Origin of the sequence: Bacillus multifaciens (genome assembly GCF_030756675.1) — a bacterium.
In the GTDB taxonomy this organism is placed as follows: domain Bacteria; phylum Bacillota; class Bacilli; order Bacillales; family Bacillaceae_G; genus Bacillus_A; species Bacillus_A multifaciens.
The window spans coordinates 57,949-81,165 of record NZ_JAVBXD010000003.1; the positions used below are offsets into that span (position 1 = coordinate 57,949).

22 protein-coding genes and 1 pseudogene are annotated in these 23,217 nt (G+C 36.2%); 13 read left to right on the top strand and 10 right to left on the bottom strand.

All coding sequences use genetic code 11. The annotated features are described in order from the left end of the window. Nucleotides 1-138: 138 nt before the first annotated feature. The gene (locus Q9306_RS03355; RefSeq protein WP_306195276.1) at nucleotides 139-1,779 is read left to right on the top strand and encodes a peptide ABC transporter substrate-binding protein; all 1,641 of its coding nucleotides are present in this window, start codon (nucleotides 139-141) and stop codon (nucleotides 1,777-1,779) included. A 43-nt stretch (nucleotides 1,780-1,822) separates the two neighbouring features. On the opposite strand, the gene Q9306_RS03360 is transcribed toward Q9306_RS03355, so the two are convergent. Further along, entirely contained in the window at nucleotides 1,823-2,026 is a 204-nt protein-coding gene (locus Q9306_RS03360) for a hypothetical protein (protein ID WP_035437230.1), read from the bottom strand. A gap of 417 nt (nucleotides 2,027-2,443) precedes the next feature. Here Q9306_RS03360 and spx point away from each other — a divergent pair, with 417 nt between their 5' ends. Further along, complete coding sequence (gene spx / locus Q9306_RS03365) at nucleotides 2,444-2,839, top strand: transcriptional regulator Spx (RefSeq protein ID WP_020059817.1); 396 nt, start codon at nucleotides 2,444-2,446, stop codon at nucleotides 2,837-2,839. A gap of 290 nt (nucleotides 2,840-3,129) precedes the next feature. Here spx and Q9306_RS03370 read toward each other — a convergent pair whose 3' ends face one another. Further along, nucleotides 3,130-3,798 (bottom strand): TerC family protein, encoded by a 669-nt coding sequence (locus Q9306_RS03370; protein ID WP_306195279.1) that lies wholly within the window; start codon nucleotides 3,796-3,798, stop codon nucleotides 3,130-3,132. Between the two features lie 474 nt (nucleotides 3,799-4,272). On the opposite strand from Q9306_RS03370, the gene mecA reads away from it, so the two are divergent. The 4 genes from mecA to pepF all read left to right on the top strand — a co-directional run bounded on the left by mecA (nucleotide 4,273) and on the right by pepF (nucleotide 9,889). Then, nucleotides 4,273-4,944 (top strand): adaptor protein MecA, encoded by a 672-nt coding sequence (mecA, locus tag Q9306_RS03375; RefSeq protein WP_306195281.1) that lies wholly within the window; start codon nucleotides 4,273-4,275, stop codon nucleotides 4,942-4,944. A 75-nt stretch (nucleotides 4,945-5,019) separates the two neighbouring features. Continuing rightward, nucleotides 5,020-6,564 carry a cardiolipin synthase gene (cls, locus tag Q9306_RS03380; RefSeq protein ID WP_306195283.1) on the top strand — a complete coding sequence of 515 codons (1,545 nt, stop codon included), beginning with the start codon at nucleotides 5,020-5,022 and terminating at the stop codon, nucleotides 6,562-6,564. A gap of 210 nt (nucleotides 6,565-6,774) precedes the next feature. Then, the gene (locus Q9306_RS03385; protein WP_306195285.1) at nucleotides 6,775-8,016 is read left to right on the top strand and encodes a competence protein CoiA; all 1,242 of its coding nucleotides are present in this window, start codon (nucleotides 6,775-6,777) and stop codon (nucleotides 8,014-8,016) included. 46 nt (nucleotides 8,017-8,062) lie between these two features. Beyond that, on the top strand, nucleotides 8,063-9,889 hold the full coding sequence (gene pepF, locus Q9306_RS03390; RefSeq protein WP_306195288.1) for an oligoendopeptidase F: 1,827 nt from the start codon (nucleotides 8,063-8,065) through the stop codon (nucleotides 9,887-9,889). A 277-nt stretch (nucleotides 9,890-10,166) separates the two neighbouring features. Here the strand turns inward: pepF and Q9306_RS03395 are convergent, their stop codons facing one another. The 4 genes from Q9306_RS03395 to Q9306_RS03410 form a co-directional block, all read right to left on the bottom strand. Continuing rightward, the gene (locus Q9306_RS03395) at nucleotides 10,167-10,340 is read right to left on the bottom strand and encodes a hypothetical protein (RefSeq protein ID WP_306195290.1); all 174 of its coding nucleotides are present in this window, start codon (nucleotides 10,338-10,340) and stop codon (nucleotides 10,167-10,169) included. 229 nt (nucleotides 10,341-10,569) lie between these two features. Next, a complete protein-coding gene (locus Q9306_RS03400) occupies nucleotides 10,570-11,463 on the bottom strand; it encodes a ClpXP adapter SpxH family protein (RefSeq protein ID WP_306195292.1) in 894 nt (297 codons plus the stop codon). Beyond that, complete coding sequence (locus tag Q9306_RS03405; protein WP_098306218.1) at nucleotides 11,463-11,858, bottom strand: globin domain-containing protein; 396 nt, start codon at nucleotides 11,856-11,858, stop codon at nucleotides 11,463-11,465. Before Q9306_RS03405 ends, Q9306_RS03400 begins: the two co-directional genes overlap by 1 nt. Nucleotides 11,859-12,186: 328 nt before the next feature. Continuing rightward, entirely contained in the window at nucleotides 12,187-12,765 is a 579-nt protein-coding gene (locus tag Q9306_RS03410) for a CYTH domain-containing protein (protein WP_306195294.1), read from the bottom strand. 145 nt (nucleotides 12,766-12,910) lie between these two features. Here Q9306_RS03410 and Q9306_RS03415 point away from each other — a divergent pair, with 145 nt between their 5' ends. The 4 genes from Q9306_RS03415 to Q9306_RS03430 all read left to right on the top strand — a co-directional run bounded on the left by Q9306_RS03415 (nucleotide 12,911) and on the right by Q9306_RS03430 (nucleotide 15,983). Next, nucleotides 12,911-13,282 carry a UPF0738 family protein gene (locus Q9306_RS03415; protein WP_306195296.1) on the top strand — a complete coding sequence of 124 codons (372 nt, stop codon included), beginning with the start codon at nucleotides 12,911-12,913 and terminating at the stop codon, nucleotides 13,280-13,282. 53 nt (nucleotides 13,283-13,335) lie between these two features. After that, nucleotides 13,336-13,971: a GTP diphosphokinase gene (gene yjbM / locus Q9306_RS03420; protein ID WP_306195298.1), complete on the top strand. Its 636-nt coding sequence runs from the start codon at nucleotides 13,336-13,338 to the stop codon at nucleotides 13,969-13,971. 21 nt (nucleotides 13,972-13,992) lie between these two features. Beyond that, nucleotides 13,993-14,790: an NAD kinase gene (locus Q9306_RS03425; protein ID WP_020059803.1), complete on the top strand. Its 798-nt coding sequence runs from the start codon at nucleotides 13,993-13,995 to the stop codon at nucleotides 14,788-14,790. Between the two features lie 305 nt (nucleotides 14,791-15,095). Then, nucleotides 15,096-15,983 carry an RluA family pseudouridine synthase gene (locus Q9306_RS03430; RefSeq protein WP_306195301.1) on the top strand — a complete coding sequence of 296 codons (888 nt, stop codon included), beginning with the start codon at nucleotides 15,096-15,098 and terminating at the stop codon, nucleotides 15,981-15,983. Nucleotides 15,984-16,257: 274 nt separating this feature from the next. Here the strand turns inward: Q9306_RS03430 and Q9306_RS03435 are convergent, their stop codons facing one another. The 4 genes and pseudogenes from Q9306_RS03435 to Q9306_RS03450 all read right to left on the bottom strand — a co-directional run bounded on the left by Q9306_RS03435 (nucleotide 16,258) and on the right by Q9306_RS03450 (nucleotide 19,186). Then, a complete protein-coding gene (locus Q9306_RS03435) occupies nucleotides 16,258-16,563 on the bottom strand; it encodes a monooxygenase (RefSeq protein WP_306195303.1) in 306 nt (101 codons plus the stop codon). Between the two features lie 253 nt (nucleotides 16,564-16,816). Continuing rightward, nucleotides 16,817-16,960: pseudogene (locus Q9306_RS03440) on the bottom strand (tyrosine-type recombinase/integrase); the annotation flags it as partial. Between the two features lie 244 nt (nucleotides 16,961-17,204). After that, entirely contained in the window at nucleotides 17,205-17,945 is a 741-nt protein-coding gene (gene prpE / locus Q9306_RS03445) for a bis(5'-nucleosyl)-tetraphosphatase PrpE (RefSeq protein WP_306195305.1), read from the bottom strand. Between the two features lie 77 nt (nucleotides 17,946-18,022). Beyond that, on the bottom strand, nucleotides 18,023-19,186 hold the full coding sequence (locus Q9306_RS03450; RefSeq protein WP_306195307.1) for an FtsW/RodA/SpoVE family cell cycle protein: 1,164 nt from the start codon (nucleotides 19,184-19,186) through the stop codon (nucleotides 18,023-18,025). A gap of 270 nt (nucleotides 19,187-19,456) precedes the next feature. Here Q9306_RS03450 and Q9306_RS03455 point away from each other — a divergent pair, with 270 nt between their 5' ends. From Q9306_RS03455 to fabI, 3 genes are all read left to right on the top strand, one after another. Then, the gene (locus Q9306_RS03455; protein WP_306195309.1) at nucleotides 19,457-21,118 is read left to right on the top strand and encodes a glycosyltransferase family 4 protein; all 1,662 of its coding nucleotides are present in this window, start codon (nucleotides 19,457-19,459) and stop codon (nucleotides 21,116-21,118) included. A 47-nt stretch (nucleotides 21,119-21,165) separates the two neighbouring features. Continuing rightward, the gene (locus tag Q9306_RS03460; protein WP_306195310.1) at nucleotides 21,166-21,948 is read left to right on the top strand and encodes an FkbM family methyltransferase; all 783 of its coding nucleotides are present in this window, start codon (nucleotides 21,166-21,168) and stop codon (nucleotides 21,946-21,948) included. Between the two features lie 96 nt (nucleotides 21,949-22,044). Then, the gene (fabI, locus tag Q9306_RS03465) at nucleotides 22,045-22,821 is read left to right on the top strand and encodes an enoyl-ACP reductase FabI (protein WP_306195312.1); all 777 of its coding nucleotides are present in this window, start codon (nucleotides 22,045-22,047) and stop codon (nucleotides 22,819-22,821) included. The last annotated feature ends 396 nt before the right edge of the window (nucleotides 22,822-23,217 follow it).

The following is a 23,217-nucleotide window of genomic DNA, read 5'->3' on the forward strand; positions in this document are numbered from 1 at the left end:
GTTAACAGAAAATTTTTATAAAATAGAAAAATAAATATACAAATAATCAATTTGTATGTATAATATGAATTGTTAGAACTTATTTACTTTTTGTTATTTTCAATGAAAGGTCTAACATTTTGGAGGAGGGTATAATATATGAAGAAAAAGGTGCCGGTGCTATTAGCATCAACATTGACAGTAAGCATGATTCTAGGGGGATGCGGATATTCAAAAGATGATTCGCAAGCGAAAGCAAAAGGGGACACAAGTAGTGCGAAGCAGGTAATCAACATGATTGAAACAACGGAGCTTCCAACGATGGATACAACATTAACAACAGATGCAGCATCTTCAAGCGTAATGAACAATGCAATGGAAGGATTATATCGTCTTGGAAAAGATCAAAAATTAGTTACCGGTGTAGCTGAGTCATATGAAAAATCAGAAGATGGAAAGAAATATACGTTTAAATTACGTAAAGATGCTAAATGGTCAAACGGAGACCCTGTAACAGCAAAAGATTTTGTGTATTCTTGGCAACGAGCAGTAAATCCAGATACAGCTGCGAAATCTGCTTACATAATGTTTGATGTGAAGAATGCAGAGAAGATCAATATGAAACAATTGCCAGTAGATCAATTAGGTGTAAAGGCAGTTGATGATTATACATTCGAAGTAGAATTAGACAATCCAGTTCCGTATTTTGTAAATTTAACAGTATATCCGTTGTTCTTCCCACTTAATGAAAAATATGTGAAAGAACAAGGTCAGAAGCATGGATTAGAAGCGAATACAACATTATATAATGGTCCATTTGTATTAAGTGAATGGAAACATGAGCAAAGCTACCAATTAAAGAAAAATCCATCTTATTGGGATAATAAAAAAGTTAAATTAGAGGAAATCAACTATAATATCGTAAAAGAAGTAGGAACAGCGGTAAATTTATATGAAACAAAAGCAGTTGACCGTGTTCTTTTATCGGCAGAATTTGTAGATAAATATAGAAAAGATAGCGGTTTTAAAACGACAAGTGATCCAACAGTATTTTTCTTACGTTTAAATGAAAAGAATCCAGCTTTAGCAAATAAAAATATCCGTAAAGCGATTTCTTTAGGGTTTGAGCGCAACGGTATGATCAATACATTGTTGAATAACGGTTCAAAAGCAGCTGGCGGCTTAGTTCCAGCAGACTTTGTTAAGAATACTGACGGAAAAGATTTCCGTAAAGAAAATGGGAATCTTGTAAAAGTGGATCTGAAAGAAGCGAAAAAGTATTGGGAAGCTGGTAAAAAAGAACTTGGAAAAGACACAATTGAATTAACGTTATTAAACTCTGATACAGAATTAGCGAAGAAAATTAGTGAGTTTTTAAAAGGTGAATTAGAAAAGAATTTACCAGGCTTAAAACTAAATGTAAAAACACAACCATTTGCACAAGTGTTAAAATTAGAGAGCAGCGGTGATTACGATATCTCATATAGCGGTTGGGGACCAGACTACCCAGATGCAATGACATTCCTTGATTTATTTGTAACAAACGGTGCACAAAATAAAATGGGTTATTCAAATGCTCAATATGATGAACTGATTAAAAAGGCTAAGAAAGAAGGATCTGATATAAAAGGACGTTGGAATGATCTGTCGAAAGCAGAAAAAATCTTATTCGATGATGCGGCGATTGCACCAATCTATCAACGTGGAAGAGCATTTTTACAGCGTGAAACAATAAACGATCTTTACATCAATAAATATGGCCCAGAGCTAAGCTTTAAGTGGGCTTCTGTAGGAAAATAATACGCATTAAAAAAGAAGCAGGATTCGAGTCCTGCTTCTTTTTCTAATACGTATGTTTCTTATAAATTCCTTTACCGCCAACTTGATTCCAGCCAGTTTGCACTTCAGCAGATTTATTTACGAATTTCATCTTGTCTTTGCGGCCAAACAATTTTTCGCCAATCCCATTTGTAATAATCCCAATAGTTGCGGTGATCCCAATGACTAATGCTGCAACGATTACAAAATCAAGAAAAAAAGCTCCCATATGTAATCCCCCTTTGCATAAGTATATTTCTATTGTATGTTGGAAAAGGCAAAAAAAAAAGAATTGTTCGATAAAAAGATTGTATTTGCAGAAATTATATAGACAGTTGGAAAGTAGTTTGATAAAATAAATTAAGAACAAATGTTCTTTCGTTCTCTTATATACATATATTTCTTACAAAATGCACATCTTTTGCATAACTTTTATGTATATTATGAAGAAAAATTGTTGTATATTTCTGTTCTGTTCTATTGTATAATGATTTATAGAAGTTACTTATTTAAAATAATTATTTTTTTAGAGAAGTTCGTTATGTTTAGATAAGTAATTATGAGTAATACAAAATTTGTTTGAGTATAATTACTAAAATGTGGAATAGTACAGAATTTGTACTTTTATAAGGAGAGTGAGTAATGTATGGTAACACTATATAGTTCTCCAAGTTGTACGTCTTGTAGAAAAGCGAAATTATGGCTAGAGGAAAACCATATTCCTTATACAGAACGTAATATTTTCTCTGATCCATTATCGATTGAGGAAATTAAAGAGATTTTACGTATGACGGAAAGCGGAACAGATGAGATTATTTCAACTCGTTCTAAAGTTTTTCAAGAATTAAATATTAATTTAGAATCTTTACCTCTTCAAGATTTATATAAGCTTATTCGTGATTACCCAGGTATTCTTCGTCGTCCTATTATCATTGATGAAAAACGCCTGCAAGTTGGTTATAACGAAGATGAAATTCGTCGTTTCTTACCACGAACAGTGAGAACGTTCCAATTGCGAGAAGCACAGCGCCTTGTAAATTAATATAATATGACAAAGGAACTAATTCCCACTCCTGCTTTAGCAAGAATGTGCGAATTAGTTCCTTTTCGTTTTGTACGGAGGAGATACTGTATATAAATCTCGCTACTGTGTAGAAGAAACATGCCCTGCACTCGCTGTCTCTTTTTGTTTTAAATCCTGCCCGTGGCAGAAAAAGGCCCTGACCGCTGCTATGCATGGCCAGGTGCTCTCATCCCCACAAAAAGAAAAAGGTTTTTTCTTTGTATTTATTGCAGACATCCAAAGTCTGCTCATAATCAGTGAGTAATCGTTCAAGTATTTCGCAGCTTTACTTGGTTTACAACAATTCCAACTAGTAGCACAGTAATCATAAAAAGAAAGGGAATGCTTGCCGTGAAAAGTGGTTTTGTCTCGAAAAATGATCTAAGATTTTCTTCATGCATTACCATGCGACCGGCTGTGTAAGCTAAGATGGCAGCCCCGATATAAACGAGAAGAGGAAATCTTTCCATGCATAATAAAATAAGCTTACTTCCCCAAATAATAATAGGAATAGAAATGAGTAAACCGATAATAACTAATGTAATATTTCCGTGAGAAGCTCCTGCGATTGCCAGTACATTATCAAATCCCATAACAAGATCTGCAAAAACGATTGTTCGTACAGCTTGGAATAATGTTGTTTTTGCTTTAATACTAGAAAGATTATGGCTGTTATCTGTAAGAAGATTGATTGCAATGAAAGTAAGTAAAATGCCGCCTACTAATTGCAAAAAGGGAATGTTAAGCAAGTAAACGGCCATTATTGTGAGTAGGATACGTAATATGATGGCTAAACCAGTGCCTAAAACAATCGCTTTATTCCGTTCTGCTTCTGGTAAGTTTCGACTAGCGAGTGCAATGACAATGGCGTTATCGCCGCCTAATACAACATCGATACCAACGATGATAAAGATGGATGTGAGAAAGTCTAAATCCATTCAATTTGCCTCCATTTACTCAGTCCCAATAGGAAGAAAAATCATCTATCAGGAGCGGATTTGTTTTCATTCGCGTCATATGTAAGAGAAGTAGTTGTTTATGTATCGTAAGCTTGTTTCGTTTACATCATATGCAGGAAAAAAGAATATAGGACAATCATTTCCAGCGATAGCATGTCCAATATTTTTTTTGAAATAAGAAGAGGGGAATCCAATTTAACTTTTCAACGCTATTAGTTGCTCCTATGCATGGCTAGAAGCATTCGCCTAACTAAAAAAAGCGTTTTTTTCAATTTGCACATATATATTGAATGAGAAATTAGGTAAATGACTGTTTTTTTGGCAAATAAGGTGATTTTATTTCCATTCTGGCGCATCTTATCATAAAATGAGAGTACAAGATTCTAACTTTTTTTGTAATATGATTGGGGAGTCCCTTCATAACCATTCCAAATAGGAAGGGAGAGGTGCATTATGGATATTGAAAGAGTTAATGATCATACGATGAAATTTTATATCTCGTACATTGATATAGAAGACCGTGGATTTAACCGTGAAGACATTTGGTATAATCGCGATAAAAGTGAACAATTATTTTGGGAAATGATGGATGAAGCGCGTGACCATGATGACTTTTTTATAGATGGGCCGCTTTGGATTCAAGTGCAGGCGCTTGAAAAAGGAATTGAGGTACTTGTAACGAAAGCGCAGCTTTCAAAAGACGGACAAAAATTAGAATTACCAATTGGCCTTGATAAGATAATCGATATTCCTTTAGATGAACGAATTGAATCGTTATTTGAGCAGGAATTAGAAGAAGAAGCAGAAGCCATTTTTAACGAAGATGGTACATTCGGTTTTTTAATTAAATTTGCCGACTTTGAGCATGTGATTTCATTAAGTCATCGACTTATATTTGAAGAGATAAAAGATGAATTATATTCATTTGAAGACCGCTATTATGTATATGTCGAGTTTGATGAGGTCGTGCACGATGAAGAGGAGATTGACCGTATTTTAAGCGTGATCTTAGAATATGGAGAGGAATCCGCTTTAACAATTCATCGTGTCCGTGAATATGGAAAGCAAATTGTTGCTGAAAGGGCACTTGAAACAATTCGTCATCATTTTTCTCCTGGAATGTAGGCCGATTTCCTTATAATGAAATCGGCTTTTTAAATGCATATATACGAACAGTGATTGTAAGTAAGGGGGCCTTATATGAAAAATACGTTGAAGCTATTGTTCTTTTTAATTGGTTTATTTACGGTATTTATTTCGCTGCGTCTATTTATTGATGTAACATTTTATTCAGATGTAATTGGCATTAAAGATATTTCATTTTTAGGCATTTTAAGTGTTTTATTTACAATATCAGGTTTTTTAATTGGTTTTGTCATTTTTTTAGAAAATCGTCATCCATCGAAAACATTAACTTGGTTAATGGTGCTTGGCATTTTTCCGGTAGTTGGTTTTTTTGCATATCTTCTGTTTGGACAAAATTTTCGACGGAAACGAATGTTTCAAAAGAAAGCGCTTTTAGACGAGCAAGCATTTTTACAATATAAAGGGCATGAATACAATCAAAATCGTATATTGAAAAAGCATGGCCATCAAGAATTATTATTTCGTTTAGCTGATCGTTTAGGGGCATTGAATATTTCCTTTCATACGGAAACGAAAGTATTAACAAATGGAAAAGAGACATTTGAAGCTATTTTAGACGGATTGAAAAAGGCAAAACATCATATTCATATGGAATATTATATTGTGCGTGATGATAAAATTGGCACAAAAATTAAGGACATCCTTATCCAAAAAGCAAAAGAGGGTGTGGTCGTTCGATTTTTATATGATGCTGTAGGGAGTTTTAAACTTTCAAACACATATATTGAGGAATTGAACAATGCCGGTGTTGAAATGGTCCCATTTTTTCCTGTGCGTTTTCCGATTTTAAATGACAAAATTAACTATCGAAATCACCGGAAAATTATTGTTGTTGACGGAAATGAAGGGTTTGTGGGTGGTTTAAACATTGGTGACGAGTATTTAGGAGAAAATAAATATTTTGGTTTTTGGCGAGACACTCATTTATATTTACGAGGCGAAGCAGTGCGAAGTTTACAACTTATCTTTTTACAGGATTGGTTTTATATGACAGGGGAGGCTGTATTAACTCCTGATTATTTACAGGCGGATGTTGTAAAAGGGGAAGAACAGGGCGGAGTGCAGCTCGTTGCAGGCGGGCCTGATAATAAGTGGGAAACGATTAAGCATTTATATTTTGCGATGATTGCCTCGGCGCGAAAATCAATTTGGATTGCAACGCCGTATTTTATCCCCGATGATGATATTTTATCAGCATTAAAAGTAGCGGCCTTAGCAGGTATTGATGTTCGCTTGTTAATGCCGAGTAAACCGGATAAGAGGACTGTATTTTATGCGTCTCGCTCTTATTTTCCCGAATTGTTAGAGGCAGGCGTTAAAATACACGAATATGAAAAAGGTTTTTTACACAGCAAAGTTGTGATTGTTGATTCTGACTTAGCGTCAATTGGAACAGCAAATATGGATATGAGAAGTTTTCATTTGAATTTTGAGGTGAATGCTTTTTTATATGATACAAACAGTATTCGCAAACTTGTGACCGATTTTGAAGAGGATTTACAGGTGTCGAATGAAATTCATCTCGATCGTTTTAATAAACGCCGTCTTGTGATGCGAATTGTAGAATCGACATATCGTTTATTATCTCCGTTACTTTAAAGACTCATGGGAATGAGTCTTTTTTGTATCCTGCTACTTTAGGGCAGTAAATTTAGGTATTTCACGCTGGGAAACTGCCCGTAAGAGCCCGATTGGTGAGAGCTTTCCTCCAGTAGGGAAAGTCGCCTACTGAAAGGAAGTTTCACTTGATCTAGGCAGGAACTCGCCCGTCGTTGTCGAATAGTCCATACGGAAGAAAGGAGTGATTCTATGTTTGTTGCAAAGAGAGAAACTGGAGAAGAAATCCATCTTCTTCAAGGATGGAAGGAAAAGCAACTGATGATGCTACGGAAGAATGAGCGCTTTTTCTGTCCCATTTGTCACTTTGAAGTACAGTTGAAATTAGGAAAACAAAAACAGTGGCATTTTGCTCATAAGAAATCACATAGCTGTAAAGTTGAGTTTGAAAATGAATCGGCGTATCACTTGCGGGGGAAAGAGCAGTTATACAGATGGTTTCAGTCGCAAGTTTGTTCGATAAACATAGAGCACTATTTACCGGCGATTCAGCAGCGGCCTGATTTGTTTGTAACAATCGGAAATCGGCAAATTGCAATTGAATATCAATGCGCAAGTTTATCAGCAGAACAGTTGTTAAAACGAACGGAAGGGTATTGGAAAGAAGGGATTCAAATATTATGGATTTTAGGAGGGAATCAACTCAAACGTCATGGAGCATATTGGCTGTCGCTTTCCTCTTTTCATTCTTGCTGTGTGCAATATCACTCCAATCCATATCTCCTCTATTTTTGCCCCGATGCAAAAGCTTTTTTCAAATGTAATCTTCTTTTACCTTTTTCCTCGTCTATCGTTTTTTCACATGCAATATATTTTCCTCTTCAGATCACTACATTCAAAAATCTTCTTACAACATCACCGATTTCCATTGAACGTTTAGAAAAAGAGTGGATGAATAAAAAACAGCGCTTCCGAGCAAATAGCATTCATATGTGGAAGCAGGGCGAGCGCTCTTTTTTAGAGCTTCTTTATGAAAATCGCATATCCATTTCTTGTTTTCCTGCTGAGATCGGCGTTCCGTTACCATCGCTATTGGCATTTCGTACCCATTCTTTCATATGGCAAGCTTATATTTTAATTGAGCTAATCGGCAAATTTGCGGTAGGAGAATATTTTTCATTGCATACTGTTTTTCGGTATGTTGATCGGCATCAGGGGATTCGGAGACGCTTGCTGCCATATTTTCCAGAAATATTTTGGCAGCAAGCAGTGAGAGAATATATGCAATTTTTATGTGTAATTGGGGAAATTGAGCAAGTAGATGTATACAAATATCGAAAAATACGTTGTTTTATTATTCCTAAAACGGAAGAAGAAGTGCGGAATTTTGATTGCTTATTTTTAACGGAAGCTCTTAAGCTAATGGAAGCAAAGTACAACATGAGTGAAGCGAAAACGGATATAATAGAAAGGTACCCAGAAGGAATTACATAAGAAGAATCGAATTGTACTAGGAGATAGGAATAAGGAGGGTTTACAAATGACTGAACAAAAAACAGTAAAAGCATTGCCAGCACGTAGTGAAATTGAAGTAGAAAATACGTGGCGCTTAGAAGATATTTTCCAAACAGATGCAGAGTGGGAAACGGAATTTCAGGCGGTGAAAGAACTATTACCAAAGCTGACGGAATTTAAAGGGAAACTTGGAGAGTCAGCAAATGCATTGCTAGAGACACTGCAATATGAAGATGAAATATCAATGCGTCTTGGTAAATTGTATACATACGCACATATGCGCTATGACCAAGATACAACAAATTCATCTTATCAAGCATTAAATGACCGTGCGACAAGTTTGTATTCGCAAGTATCAAGTAGTATGGCTTACATTGTGCCAGAAATTTTAACCATTGCAGAAGAAACGTTGCAATCATTTTTACAAGAGAATAAAGAACTAAAGGTATATGAGCATGCATTAGAAGAAATTACGCGTCAGCGTCCTCACGTATTATCAGAGGCAGAAGAAGCGTTATTAGCGCAAGCTTCTGAGGTTATGAGTGCATCTAGTAATACATTTGGTATTCTAAATAACGCAGACTTGAAATTCCCATCGATTCAAGATGAAAATGGGGAAGAGGTTGAAGTGACGCACGGACGTTATATTCAATTTTTAGAAAGTGATGATCCTCGTGTTCGTCATGATGCGTTCCATGCAGTTTATGAAACGTATGGAAAGTATAAGAATACATTTGCGAGCACATTAAATGGTGCGATTAAACGAAATAATTTTTATGCGAACGTTCGTAAATATGATTCTGCTCGCCAAGCGGCACTAAGCAATAATAATATTCCAGAGTCTGTATATGATCAGCTTGTGGAAACAGTAAATGAAAACTTACATTTATTACACCGTTACATTGATATTCGAAAACGAGCACTCGGATTAGATGAATTGCACATGTATGACTTATACACACCGCTCGTACCAGAAGTGAAAATGAACGTCACATATAAAGAAGCGCAAGATATGCTTTTACAATCATTAGATGTACTTGGAGACGAGTATGTTGAAATCTTAAAAGAAGCGTATGAAAATCGCTGGGTAGATGTATATGAAAATAAAGGGAAACGAAGCGGTGCTTATTCATCTGGTGCTTATGGAACAAATCCATATGTATTAATGAACTGGCATGACAATGTAAATAATTTATTTACGCTTGCGCACGAGTTTGGCCATTCTGTGCATAGTTACTATACAAGAAAAACGCAGCCTTACGTGTATGGCGATTATTCAATTTTCGTTGCGGAGGTAGCGTCTACATGTAATGAGGCACTTCTCAATGATTATTTATTAAAAACGACTGATGATAAGAAAAAGCGCCTATACTTATTAAATCATTATTTAGAAGGGTTCCGTGGTACGGTATTCCGTCAAACAATGTTTGCTGAGTTTGAACATGTGATTCATCAAAAAGTGCAAGAAGGTCATGCAGTAACGCCAGATATGTTAACGGACATTTACTATGAGCTAAATAAAAAGTATTTTGGTGATAGCTTAGTGATTGATAAAGAAATTGGTTTAGAGTGGTCCCGTATTCCACATTTCTATTACAATTATTATGTATATCAATATGCAACGGGCTTCAGTGCAGCAACGGCTTTATCAAAACAAATTTTAGAAGAAGGTCAGCCAGCTGTAGAACGTTACATTAATGAGTTCTTAAAAGCAGGAAGCTCTGACTATCCAATTGAAGTATTGAAAAAAGCAGGTGTTGATATGACGTCATCAGAGCCTGTCAAGGAAGCAATGCAAGTATTTGAAGAGAAATTAAATGAATTAGAAGCACTTCTATTTGAAGAGAAGTAGGAAGAAAACGAGAGTCGCATGACTCTCGTTTCTGTTTTATATAAATACCAATTGAAAAAATGACATAAAAAACCTTTTCTTTTTCGGTGGGCGAGAGCATCTGGCCGCGCATAGAAACGGTTAGGGCCTTTTCCTGCCACATGCAAAGATTAAAACAAAAGGAGAAAGCAAGATAAATTAATATAACAACCCCTGATGTTCCCACAAAAAGTTTCACTTTATATAAATGCTTCTTTTTCTTTGTGTATTGGAATCAAATATTTGGCTTGTTTTTTGTTTAAAAACCTTTAAAACGTTTTTGGTTATTAAAATATGATACAACTAACACGATTGCTCCAAATAAAAGAGGCAGTGATAAAATAAGCGGAAACACTTGTAATAATGAGAGAACATATAAACAAAAAAACAGAAAAATAATACAGAGAAGTAATAAAAAATAGGATTTTTTCAATGGAAACCCTCCTAAAAAGACTCTTTGTATATTGTATTCTAAAATGAAAACGTTTAGAATGTGACAGAAATGTGAAATTCGACAAAAAAGGTTGTCAATTAAGGTCGAATCTTGTAATATAATAAACGTGAACGAATTCACATACAAACATATACCCCTTTGTTTGAACGTGAAATTTCTCCCATCCCCTTTAATATTTTTATAAGCCGTAAAGAAAACGACCTAGTGTTTACACTAGGTCGTTTTCCTTTGTAATCCATTGCCAATAACGTTCTCGTTTTATATCAATCATGCGCACTTTCCTCTTTAATAACAACTTTTTCATTTCTCGTTCTGCTTCGTTTTCAGAGTAATTATAAATAAAAGCAATTTCTTTTGTTGACATAAACTGAACATGCTCTAGGAATCGTTCTAGAGGAGGCAGAGGCTGCGGCTCGATGTCTTCTTTCACAATTTCTTTTAATACTTGTACGTATACATCGTAATGATAAATCCCGCCAATTTTAATTCCTTCTTCGTTTGAATTCGCATGAAAGAACACGAGAGAAGGAATTTCTGTAATGTGCATTTCATTCGTAAATTTTAAATCACATTGAAATGCTTTTGCTGCACTTACAGAATATAAATCTTGTTTGAATTCTTCCGCATCAATTCCACTTTGCATTGCACATGTGAGCAGCGTATCTAACGTTGGTTTCGCTATATTTTCAAGTAATATAGACTCTTGTAGTTTTCGTAAAAATTTCGAACCTGCTTTTCGACCTTGTAATTCTGCTGCTTTAATTGCAATTGAAGTGATATACGGAGTTGATGCGCCGCCGTGTGTATATACTTTTCCGTCACAAGAAAACCCTTGTAAACTTGTTGTTTTCTCCCACACAAATCGAATATTAGCAGGTTTATTCCATTTGTGTGATGGGGAAATAGCCCCTTCTACTTTACCAGTAACGATGTGACGGAGTGAAAAGTATTTTCCATATTCGAGCCATAATTTCATCATTAATGGCTCAATTTCCCAACAATCTTTACAGAGTGGATCAATAAATAAATAGGCTTCTACAGACTTAGGCTCACAGTTTGAAGGAGAGCCTGGGACAGTATACTTTGTTTCCTGTTTATCCATTAAGCTTCACCTGTTTCAGGAGTATTAACCATATGCTGTGCAGTTAATGTCAAACGTTCGAATACAAAGTCACGAATTGGTCCATGTACATCAGTATCATCCATTGCTTGCTCCATACATGAGAGCCAGGCTTTTGCCCGCTTTGGTGTAATTTCGAATGGTAGATGACGAGCGCGTAACATTGGATGACCATGCTCTTCTGTATAAAGGCTAGGTCCACCTAAATATTGCGTTAAAAATTGTTTTTGCTTCCTAGCAGTTTCTGTTAAATCGTCTGGGAAGATGGGAGATAAGTCAGGGTGTTTACTGACATAGGAATAAAATGTATCGACTAATTTTGCAATGCCTTGTTCACCGCCAATTGCTTCAAATGGTGTCGTTGGTTGCTTGTTCATCCTTGTAACTCCTTTTTCCATCAAATATATATCTATCCTCGCTATTATTTGTAGTAAGACAAAGAGATAGGCAAGAGATAATGTAAGGCGATTGGTGAGGGCTAACCTCTTGTGAGGAAAAACATCTCACAAGAGGAAGTTTCACTTTATCCCGCTCAAACGGGCAGTAAATGTAAGTATCTTAAGATGAAAAACTGCCCGTAAGAACCCGATTGGTTTAACTAACCTTCAGTAGGAAAAGGCGCCTACCGAAGGAAGTTTCACTTTATTGTAGCAACGGATTGTTATGAAGGGCAAATAAATAGCTCTTAATCAATCCTTTGCTAGTTTATTGTTCTTTTTGCTCTTTGGCAAGAAAAAAGCGTTGTACTTTATTTTTTGTAGGCCTAATTGGGATGTTATGCTCCTTTAAGAAAGAAGAAAATGCTGCTTGTCCAGCCTGCTCATCGCTTACTTCATATTCGATTTCATAATCATCATGCTCGTAATAAAAACTATGATCGAATACGAGTGTACCAACTTCAAATGTTGTTTCTGCCCGTTCTGTTGTTAAGCTTCCCATATACTGCAGTGAAGAAACAGGAATTTGGAGTTTTTTTAATTGCTTAGAGACGGCACCGTTGATTAATGTATTTGTTTCCATCATTTTGTTTGCTTCTTCTTCAGTTAAAGTTTGATGTGTCTCTAACAAGCCAATTTCTGCGGGCTGTTTTAGTGTTAGCGTATATGTATTGTTTTTATAACGAATACGAAGGGCAGCGCCGGCGTTTTTTAATGAAAATGCTGGTGTTTCGAAATAATGATTCACTTGTTTTGCAAATGTTGTAATGGAAAATGCGTGACATAAAGAATGGAATTCCTCTTTTGTAACTATATTTTTAAACTCAATTTCGATTTCTTGTTTCATATGTACGCTCCTTTATATGAAATATCTGTTACTCATTATCGCCTTTTCCTAAATTTCAATCAATGTTTTATTTGTTTCAGTGTATGTTATGTTACAATGAAAGTGTTGATTATGACAGGAAGTATGATTATGGAGGAGTTAAAGTATGCAAAATAAAATTCAAGTTAAGAGCGTAGAAAACAGAGAGAATGCTCTTATTTTTTGTGCGGAAAATACAGAGCTATGTGTAGATGGATTAAAAGCACGCAGCCATGTACTTGTGGATTCAGATAATTTATCATTTTTATATATTTTAGAGAATGAAACAGACTTTATTTACGTAAGCATCCCGCATACGTATTGGGTAGAAGTAAAAGAGGCAATGAAGAGTGATAAAACGATGCATGTTCGTATTCAAGACGTTGAAATTGAGTTAGAACAAATGAAAGAAGAATTAGAGTATTTGATTGGAAATATTGAAGGAAATGCAAATTACGGTGAGGAGCTCGTAAATGAAGTAGAAAGAGTGTTTCTATAAAGGCATACTTTCAGTGAGATAAAAGAAACTGATTTGTTTTGGTGGTGGTTACATTGGATCGGAATTGGGAAGAATTTTTAGCTCCTTATCATCAAGCTGTAGGGGAATTAAAAGTAAAATTAAAAGGAATGCGTTCTCAGTTTGAAATGTTGGCCGAACATTCGCCGATTGAGTTTGTAACAGGTAGAGTCAAATCTGTTGCAAGTATTATTGATAAAGCAGAAAAACGAAACATTTCGCTTAGTCGTTTGCAAGAAGAGATGCAAGACATTGCGGGTCTTCGGATGATGTGTCAATTTGTTGACGATATTAAGCCGGTTATGGAGTTTTTACGTAAACGTAACGATTTTGAAATTGTAGAGGAACGCGATTACGTGACGCAAAAGAAAGAAAGTGGATATCGCTCCTATCACGTTGTTATTAGTTACCCAGTGCAAACGATTCGCGGAGAGAAAAAGGTGTTAGTTGAAATCCAAATTCGCACGTTAGCAATGAATTTTTGGGCAACAATCGAGCATTCTTTAAATTATAAATATCGTGGACGTTTTCCAGAAGATATTAAAGTGCGTTTGCAGCGCGCAGCTGAAGCAGCTTACTTATTAGACGAAGAGATGTCTTCGATTCGTCTTGAAATTAAAGAAGCACAAAAGATTTTTTCGCGCAAGAAAGAATCAAAGGAAACAGAATAATAAACTAAAGGGTGTTGGGCGATGAAGTTTGCAATTATGTCAAAGGGAGATCAATCATCAAATGCGCTTATGAGTACGATGATAGAGTACTTATGTGATTTTAAATTTACAATGGATGAAAATGAGCCAGATATTGTAATTTCCGTTGGGGGAGATGGAACGCTGCTGCATGCGTTTCATCGCTACCAGAATCGGTTAGATAAAACAGCATTTGTCGGGGTGCATACCGGGCATTTAGGGTTTTATGCAGATTGGTTACCGACAGAAGTTGAGAAGCTTGTCATTGCGATTGCGAAAACGCCTTTTCAAGTTGTTGAATATCCATTATTAGAGGTCATTATTCGTTATATGAATGGGAATAAAGAATCGCAATATTTAGCGCTAAATGAAGCAACAGTAAAAAGCAGTGAAGGAACGCTTGTTATGGATGTAGAAATTCGCGGTGAATATTTTGAAACATTCCGCGGAGATGGTCTCTGCATTTCAACGCCTTCTGGTAGTACTGCGTATAATAAAGCGCTAGGCGGTGCGATTATTCACCCGTCTTTGGAAGCGATTCAAATTACGGAAATGGCGTCTATTAATAATCGTGTTTTCCGTACTGTTGGTTCTCCGCTTGTATTACCGAAGCATCATACATGTGTGTTAAGACCAGTTACTGGAATGAACTTGCAAATTACAATTGATCATTTATCGATGGTGCATCAAGATGTCAAATCGATTCAATACCGAGTGGCAGATCAAAGAGTTCGATTTGTTAGGTTTCGCCCATTCCCATTCTGGAAGCGAGTGCGCGATTCATTTGTTGCCGATCAGTAAGGGAAAACTTATAGCAGCGGGTGTTTTTTCCGCTGCTATATCAATATAAACTGAAAAAACAACACAAAACCCCTTTCTTTTTAAGGGGGGGACGAGAGCATCTGGCCAGGCATACAAGCGGTCAGGGCCTTTTTCTGCTACATGCAAAAATGAAAACAAAGGGAAAAAGCAAGTGTGGTTTCCTTTGTTTCCACGAGGCAGCGGCTTAGAAGTTGAAACATGTAGTTAGCCCGGCTCATTAGGTTCATACGGGCGTTTTTGCATTGTGAACACACCATTAGAGAGGGTTAGAAAGAGCTATGCAATTGAGAAGGTTTACGTTAACGTGGTGTATAACAAAAGCTGATGAAGGAATACTGATTCGAGAATTTTTGAAAGCGAAAGGTATTTCAAAAGCAGCGTTAACTGATATAAAATTTCATGGCGGTGCGATTGAAGTGAATGAACATCATGTAAATGTGCGTCATGTTTTGCAAGAAGGTGAAAAGTTAGCAGTATGTTTCCCGCCTGAGCAAAGAAGTGAAGGGATGTTAAGTGAGAATATCCCTCTTTCCGTTGTGTATGAAGATGATTCGGTCCTTGTTATTAATAAAAGACCTTATATGTCAACAATTCCGTCAAGAGAGCATCCAAGCGGAAGTGTAGCAAATGCTCTTTTGCATTATTATGATCAGCAAAATCTTGCCAGTACCGTACATATCGTTACTAGGCTTGACCGAGATACATCCGGTTTAATGTTAATTGCCAAAAATCGTTTTATTCATCATTTGTTATCGAAGCAACATCAGCAAAAACAAGTGAAAAGAACATACGAAGCGATAGTTCATGGAATGATAGTAGAGGATAGCGGAACAATTGACGCTCCAATTGCACGAAAGGATGATAGTATTATTGAGCGCATCGTGCGCGGGGATGGACAGCGAGCTGTGACTCATTTTCATGTGCAAAAAAGATGGAAAGATAAAACGCATGTCGCACTTCAATTAGAAACAGGGCGTACGCATCAAATTAGAGTACATATGGCGCATCTTGGTCATGCGTTACTTGGTGATGATTTGTACGGCGGGAAAACGGATGAAATAAAGCGACAAGCACTGCATAGCACAAATTTAACATTTTATCACCCGATATTAGAAAAGCAGTTTACATTTCATGCGGAGTTGCCTGATGATATGAAAAAGCTGATGGAATAAAGGATTATCAAGACCTAAATTAAAAAAAGATAAATAAATTAAAGGAGATTACATATTTTATATGACTAATATGTAATCTCCTTTCTTCTTCCTGTTTTATTTAAAAAATGTTTTAGACTATAGAAAAAAGAATTAGACTGAAAAGTTGTTTTCTGTACGTGAAAGCACTTTTTACTAACATAAAGTATAGTAAAACCTTTAATAGTCCCTTCAGCATCCTTTATTACGGGTAGTGACAACTCCGCTGATCCTACACCTATTTAAAGACTTAAAATTATTTAATAAATCCACGATTCAATTTTGTTAATGGTTCATTGATATCGAAAAATTTAACTCGAATTCCAGTCACGCCAAACGATTCAAGGCGCTTTTTATGCATTTCAGCATACTTTTCAGCATCTTTTTTTGTTTCAAATACATAGATGCCTCCGGCTTCTTTTGTCTCTTTATTTTCAGTCCAAATCTTCCAATAGAAGCCTTCTTCTTTATTAATGCTTTGTGCTACTTCTAGAAACCCTTTTGACATTTCATCTCCAAATACACCATCAAAAGGAAAATCAACTTGTAATAAACATGCCATCTTTAACTATCTCCAATCATATTAATCAATTCCTATTCAATATACCATATTGGGTATATTATTTTTTTCAATTCTAACATGGAAAAAAACTAAAAGTCTAATCATGTGCTTATGTTTAAAAAAGGGGTACCGCCACATCGCTATCAAGCTAAGATTTTAAAGTACCACCAAAACGAAAATTTTGTGGTTTTTATAGCATCGAAATTCATTTTTATCTTTTTGCGGCAATTCGTTCTGTTAAGTTGATGGGCATGTATGGTGACCCCCTATTAGGTCTTTTCCCTGTTTTATCTAAATACTTTATATATTTCATAACTGGCATAACGGGGAATCCTTCTTGATCCAGTAATATGTATCTTTTGCTGTTATTCTCTAAGACAACCTCTTGCACCCTCATAGCACTTCACCCCTAAAAAATATTAATGCTCGGTCTAAATACCTCACTAAGCCTCCCGCTATGGGCTACGTCCCCCGCCTAAAGTATATATACTTTTCTGAACATTGTATACATACTGAACTATATTTTCAATATCTGTATAACTAATCTAATATGTATAAGAAAAGAGGATATATGCTCATATATTGAACATAATACCCTCTTCTTAGTTTAGTCTATTTAATAAAGGTTCCATCAGCTTTTTTTAGTCAATAGAGCGAAATTTCTCAGGTACAAACGGCATCGAAGAAGGAACAGAAACGGTCTCCATTTCTGGATAACGAAGTCCGGTTAATTTTCCGCCAAATACAGATCCAGTATCTATATTTACCGTATGATTGACGAAGCGAGGTTCTTGTACTGGTGTATGTCCATATACAATCCAAGCCTCCCCTGTATAATGCTTCGCCCAGTCACGGCGGACAGGAGAGCCGTCAGGGTGCTTTTCACCTGTAATATCACCGTATAAAACGAAAGTTTGCACTTTTTTATCGCTACGTCCGATATAATCTTGGCGAATACCAGCGTGGCAAACAACGAGTTTGCCGTTATCTAGTACGTGATAGAGCGGTGATTGTTCGTAAAGGTCAATAAACTTTTTCTGGATCATCTTTTGATCGCGTGTGTTTAATGCCTCGTATTCTGCAACTGTAGTCTCTAGGCCGTGTGTTACTTGTACCTTACGCCCAAGAAAGTAACGATATAATTTATTACAATGATTCCCTGGGGCATAATATGCTTCTTTTCTATGTATGACAAGCTCCCATACAATTTCGATCATTCGCAGAGAATGAGGGCCGCGATCAGTAATATCGCCTACGAAAGCAAGCTGTCGTTTTTGCGGATGAACAGGTAAACCGCTATCCCATGTATAACCAAGCTGTTTTGTTAATGATGTAAATTCCTCTAAACAGCCGTGAATATCGCCAATAACATCATACTTCATATGAGATTACCTCCTCTTTTTTTGATTAGTATACCGCTAAGAGGGTAAGAAAAAAACCATATCCACTTGGATATGGTTTAATCAAACATAAATTTCTTCGTTCGTGACTGTACGTTTAGAATGAAGCCGATCGCAATCATATAGGTAACCAAGGAACTACCACCGTAGCTTAAAAGCGGTAAAGTGATACCGGTAATAGGAAGTAGTCCAATTGTCATGCCGATATTTTGGAATACTTGGAATGTAAACATCCCGATTGTTCCTGCGCATATATAACTGCCGTATGGATCATTACTTTCTAACGCAATGTGAATCATACGATAGATCAGTAGGAAGTATAGTGAAATAACGACGCTTCCTCCTAAAAATCCGAACTTCTCAGCGATATTTGTAAAAATAAAGTCTGTATGAGGTTCAGGGAAGTATACTTGTCCATTTCCCCAGCCTTTTCCGTACAATTCACCTGATCCGGTTGCTAAAAGAGACTGGGTTAACTGATAACCTTGTGTTGGGTATTCATAAGGTGCTAACCAACCATAGAAACGATCTAATTGGTACTCTTGTAAAATATGTGCTTTGAAGAATGCTGTGTGTGCAAAGTAAATATACACAAGAAGTGCGCCAACTCCAACGACAATGCCAGCTAAACCGAAAATAAAGCGCCAGCGAATCCCGGATACTAAAATCATAGCAGCAAGCATTGCTGAGATTACCATCGTATTTCCTAAATCCGGTTCTTTTGCAATTAATAATAGCGGTGGTAAACTTGCTGCAAATATTTTTCCAAGCAAGAGCAAATCTTCGTGCGGTGTTCGGATTGGATATTTCTCATTATGGTCTACAATCAGACGGCTAACAACAAGAATTAAAAAGATTTTCATGACTTCAGAAGGTTGGAAATTACCAAGGCCTGCTGGTAATGAATACCAAGCGGTTGCCCCTTTAATCGTTTGAGCACCAGGAATATGAAACTCAAGTCCAAGAAGAAGAACCATGGCAAATCCATATAAATACCAGCAAATTTGCTTGTAACGATCAAAGTCGATGACCATAACAGCAGCAATCGCAATAACTCCAATGACATACCATTGAATTTGTTTAGCCACGAAGTTAACCTTTTGTAAATTTGGTGGTAAGGACGGTTGTGCACTTGCAATAGCAAAACAACTTACGGTAGCAATTGCTAGTACAATCAGTATTAAAACGTAATCTATTTGATATCGAGAATTTTTATCTTTCACCGTACTGTATTCCTTTCTATTACTCATTGTTATTAAAAAAGACACTATTACCATCTTAGCTGATTTTTTGGTGTTTGCAAATATGTTGTTTACATTTAGGGAGGGGAATGTCAGATGAGGAAGTTACAAAATAATGGAATTTGGCAGGGGAAGTAAACTTTACAAAAAAAATCGTGTCTGAAACAACGATGAAATTTGGAGCATATAGGGATTATGTTATGAATAGAATGACATAGGCATAGTGGATTCATGCCAAAAGGGGGGACTACGGTGCCGAGTTCTTTTTATCAAGCAATTCCAGATCTATTAGAGCATATTATCGTAGAAGAACCTATGTCGATTTTAGATGTTGGGGCAGGGTTTGGAAAGTACGGGTTACTTCTAAGGGAAGCACTGGATGTGCCGTATGAGAGATATCATAAACAGGAATGGCAAGTTGTAATTGATGGTATTGAAGTATTTGCAGATTATAGAAATCCGATTCATGAACATATATATAATCATATGTATTATGATAATGTTTTTCGAAAAATAGATGATTTGAAAGAATATGATGTGATTTTACTTGCTGATGTTATACAACATTTTACGAAAGAGGAAGGAATACGTTTATTAAAACAATTACTTCATCATACAAATAAAGCGCTAGTTGTCTCAACCCCAATCTATCCTTCACATCAACTTGCATATAAAGGAAATTCTTTTGAAATACATAAAAGTAGATGGACAATTATGGATTTTCAAGACTTTGATTTCTCTTGTAAAGAATTACCGATAGGCGGAAATGGCTCGCAAATTATGAAATTATATCCTAAAAAAATGGGAGAGAATAAAGGAATAGAATTAGATCGGTACATAACAAAGGAGATAGAATATCAAGAAAAGAAGCTTTGTATCACGTATGTACTGCCGCATAAAAATCTTACAGGCGGATTAAAGATGTTAATTAGTCAAATGGAATGGCTGAAAAAAAGAGGCCATACTGTGCAAGGGATTCTTCGTTCTAACAATTCGAATAGCTCCATATTTCATGAGCATATGCAGATTGAAATAGATAAAGAGATTCATATTGATTGGAATGAATCTTACGTTCCGTATGTATTGGGATCAGATGTAGTTGTTGCTGGCTGGTGGCAGCAAATTGCAGAGCTTCAATATGCGATGCTACCAACTTTATATTGGGAACAAGGACATGAATGTTTATTTGGAGATATGCCTTTTCCTCTGTCCGATGTGACAGCAATTCGCAATCATATGCATGCGAGTTATCGAGGAAATATATTTTTATTTGCTGTATCTGATTTTGTCGCACGCGTTTTATGGGGAAAATTTGATCGGAAAGCTCCTGTAATCACCAATGGAATTGATTTGACTACATTTTATCCAACTAAAAAGGAGAAAAACAGAAATACCATTTTAGTTGTTGGTAATCCGTATTTGAAATTTAAAGGAGCAGAGGTTGCGATAGAAGCGCTTGAACATGTGCAGCGTAAAGGAATACCTTTTCAAGTGAAATGGGTCATGCCGTATTATATGGATTTGAAGTCCTCGTTATTTTCGATTGAATATGTGATGAATCCAGATCGAACCGAGCTCGCGAAGCAATTTCGCGAAGCAGATGTATTATTATTTCCTTCCTACTATGAAGGATTTGGACTACCGCCGCTAGAAGCAATGGCTTCAGGAACGCCTGTTATTTGTACGAAGTGCGGAGGAGTAGAGATGTATGCAAAACATCTCCACAATGCGTTGCTGTATGAACCGCGCGATATAGAAGGATTAGGAAGAGGCATAATTGAGGTGCTTACAAATAAAGCGATGAGAATGAGCTTAATTGATAAAGGGTTGGAAACAGCCGGCCAATTTGCTTATGAAGCAAAAATGGAATTGCTAGAAAAATATATACGAAAAGTGGCGTCTTACTCGTATTGATAACGTTTTGCGTGTGAAAAAGTGAGTGGAAGGGGAGATTGAACGATATGTTCGGTACATATATCGGGGATGACAAGATGTTAATTAAAATGAGTTACTGCGGCTTTTTAATGATTTCATCTAAAGATCTTAGCTTAATGCCTTCTTTAGTTACGACAGGAGCAATTGAGCCTTTACTCACAAAATTTTTTATTCAGGAAGTAAAACCAGGCAATACAATTGTAGATATTGGAGCGAATGTCGGCTATTTTACCATATTAGCTGGTTACTTAGTTGGAACACACGGAAAAGTTATCGGATATGAGGCAAATCCTACTGTTTATGAAATGTTGCAAGATAATATCGCCATGAATTGGATTACAACGCAAACGAAGCTTTATAACAAAGCGGTGTATTCAGAAGAAAAAGCGTTAAGTTTTCGTTCTTCGAATAAATTTCACGGTGATTCCTCTACACATTTTAGGCCCGAAAATGAAAATCGTGTAGAGGATTATACGATAATTGATGTAGAAGGTGTTACACTTGATCAAGAATTACGGGATATCCCGCAAATTGATTTATTAAAAATAGATATTGAAGGCGGAGAGTATCACGCCTTTTTAGGAATGATGGAGCTCATTAAACAAAAGAAAATAAAACGAATTGTATTTGAGTGGAATGTCGTTATGCTTGGGGAAGATAAAGACCCGTTTTTTAGACTATTACAAGAAATTCAGGAGAAACATGGTGGTTCATTTCACATCTTAGATCAAGAAGGAAGACCGGTTCAAGTAGCGCTTGAAGCGATCACATATTATGAATTTTATCCGTATGGCCTCATACAGTTTTAGGTATTTTTATTTTGCCTTCTTGATTATTTATGATATTATGAAAATAGTATCAGGTACTAACAACTACTGTTATTTGAAAAATAGGAGGATAAATATATGGATCTTCTCAATGTAAAAGGAAAAAATATCGTTGTAATGGGTGTTGCGAACCAACGAAGCATCGCTTGGGGAATTGCTCGTTCATTACATAGTGCAGGAGCAAACTTAATTTTCACATACGCTGGTGAACGCTTAGAAAAGAATGTACGTGATTTAGCAGAATCATTAGAAGGACAAAAATCACTTGTATTACCATGTGATGTAACAAATGATGAAGATATCGCAAGCTGCTTCCAAACAATTAAGGAAGAAGTTGGTGTTATTCATGGACTAGCTCACTGTATTGCATTCGCGGACCGCGATGATTTAAAAGGTGAGTTCGTTGATACATCTCGTAATGGTTTCTTATTAGCACAAAATATTAGCTCATTCTCTTTAACAGCTGTATCAAAAGCAGCAAAAGAAGTAATGACAGAGGGCGGCAGCATTGTTACATTAACGTACCTTGGCGGCGAACGCGTTGTATCAAACTACAACGTAATGGGCGTTGCAAAAGCATCATTAGAAGCAAGCGTAAAATATTTAGCGAACGACTTAGGAAAGCATAATATTCGTGTTAACGCTGTTTCAGCAGGACCAATTCGCACATTATCTGCAAAAGGTGTTGGCGACTTTAACAGCATCTTAAAACAAATTGAAGAACGCGCTCCACTTCGTCGTAACGTAACGCAAGAAGAAGTAGGGAACACAGCGTTATTCTTATTCAGTGACCTAGCAAGCGGTGTGACTGGTGAGAATATTCATGTGGATTCTGGCTATCATATTTTAGGTTAGTACGAAAAGATAAATTAACTATATTTAAAATAAAAAGCCCACTTGAATTGTAAAAAATACGATTCAAGTGGGCTTTTTAAGTGTAAAGTTTATAGGAAACGATACAAAGAGCAGTAGAGTTTATTAAATATGAGGCAGATTTAATAATAATGTTCGCAACTCCCGTATTGTGAAAATAGACTATAGAGTTACAGTAACCCATTGAAATTCTTTAACATACCTTAAAACATACAAACAATAAGATTTAAAAAGTCATCACAAATCTTCAACTCAATTACAGAAATGATTGGCGGATCCATTTAGTTACATCAAGGCTTATCCGCCTATTTGCATGCCCATACAACAACAATGATAATGACATAAAGTAATATAGTACCGAAATTTAAGTGAAGGAGG

Bases quoted from the DNA above. Each gene is read 5' to 3' on its own strand.
- fabI (WP_306195312.1), top strand. From the start codon at position 22,045: ATGGATCTTCTCAATGTAAAAGGAAAAAATATCGTTGTAATGGGTGTT.
- Q9306_RS03370 (WP_306195279.1), bottom strand. From the start codon at position 3,798: ATGGATTTAGACTTTCTCACATCCATCTTTATCATCGTTGGTATCGAT.
- Q9306_RS03425 (WP_020059803.1), top strand. From the start codon at position 13,993: ATGAAGTTTGCAATTATGTCAAAGGGAGATCAATCATCAAATGCGCTT.
- spx (WP_020059817.1), top strand. From the start codon at position 2,444: ATGGTAACACTATATAGTTCTCCAAGTTGTACGTCTTGTAGAAAAGCG.
- Q9306_RS03410 (WP_306195294.1), bottom strand. From the start codon at position 12,765: ATGAAACAAGAAATCGAAATTGAGTTTAAAAATATAGTTACAAAAGAG.
- Q9306_RS03405 (WP_098306218.1), bottom strand. From the start codon at position 11,858: ATGAACAAGCAACCAACGACACCATTTGAAGCAATTGGCGGTGAACAA.
- Q9306_RS03400 (WP_306195292.1), bottom strand. From the start codon at position 11,463: ATGGATAAACAGGAAACAAAGTATACTGTCCCAGGCTCTCCTTCAAAC.
- Q9306_RS03360 (WP_035437230.1), bottom strand. From the start codon at position 2,026: ATGGGAGCTTTTTTTCTTGATTTTGTAATCGTTGCAGCATTAGTCATT.
- pepF (WP_306195288.1), top strand. From the start codon at position 8,063: ATGACTGAACAAAAAACAGTAAAAGCATTGCCAGCACGTAGTGAAATT.
- prpE (WP_306195305.1), bottom strand. From the start codon at position 17,945: ATGAAGTATGATGTTATTGGCGATATTCACGGCTGTTTAGAGGAATTT.
- Q9306_RS03385 (WP_306195285.1), top strand. From the start codon at position 6,775: ATGTTTGTTGCAAAGAGAGAAACTGGAGAAGAAATCCATCTTCTTCAA.
- Q9306_RS03435 (WP_306195303.1), bottom strand. From the start codon at position 16,563: ATGGCATGTTTATTACAAGTTGATTTTCCTTTTGATGGTGTATTTGGA.
- Q9306_RS03415 (WP_306195296.1), top strand. From the start codon at position 12,911: ATGCAAAATAAAATTCAAGTTAAGAGCGTAGAAAACAGAGAGAATGCT.
- Q9306_RS03355 (WP_306195276.1), top strand. From the start codon at position 139: ATGAAGAAAAAGGTGCCGGTGCTATTAGCATCAACATTGACAGTAAGC.
- Q9306_RS03460 (WP_306195310.1), top strand. From the start codon at position 21,166: ATGTTCGGTACATATATCGGGGATGACAAGATGTTAATTAAAATGAGT.
- mecA (WP_306195281.1), top strand. From the start codon at position 4,273: ATGGATATTGAAAGAGTTAATGATCATACGATGAAATTTTATATCTCG.
- cls (WP_306195283.1), top strand. From the start codon at position 5,020: ATGAAAAATACGTTGAAGCTATTGTTCTTTTTAATTGGTTTATTTACG.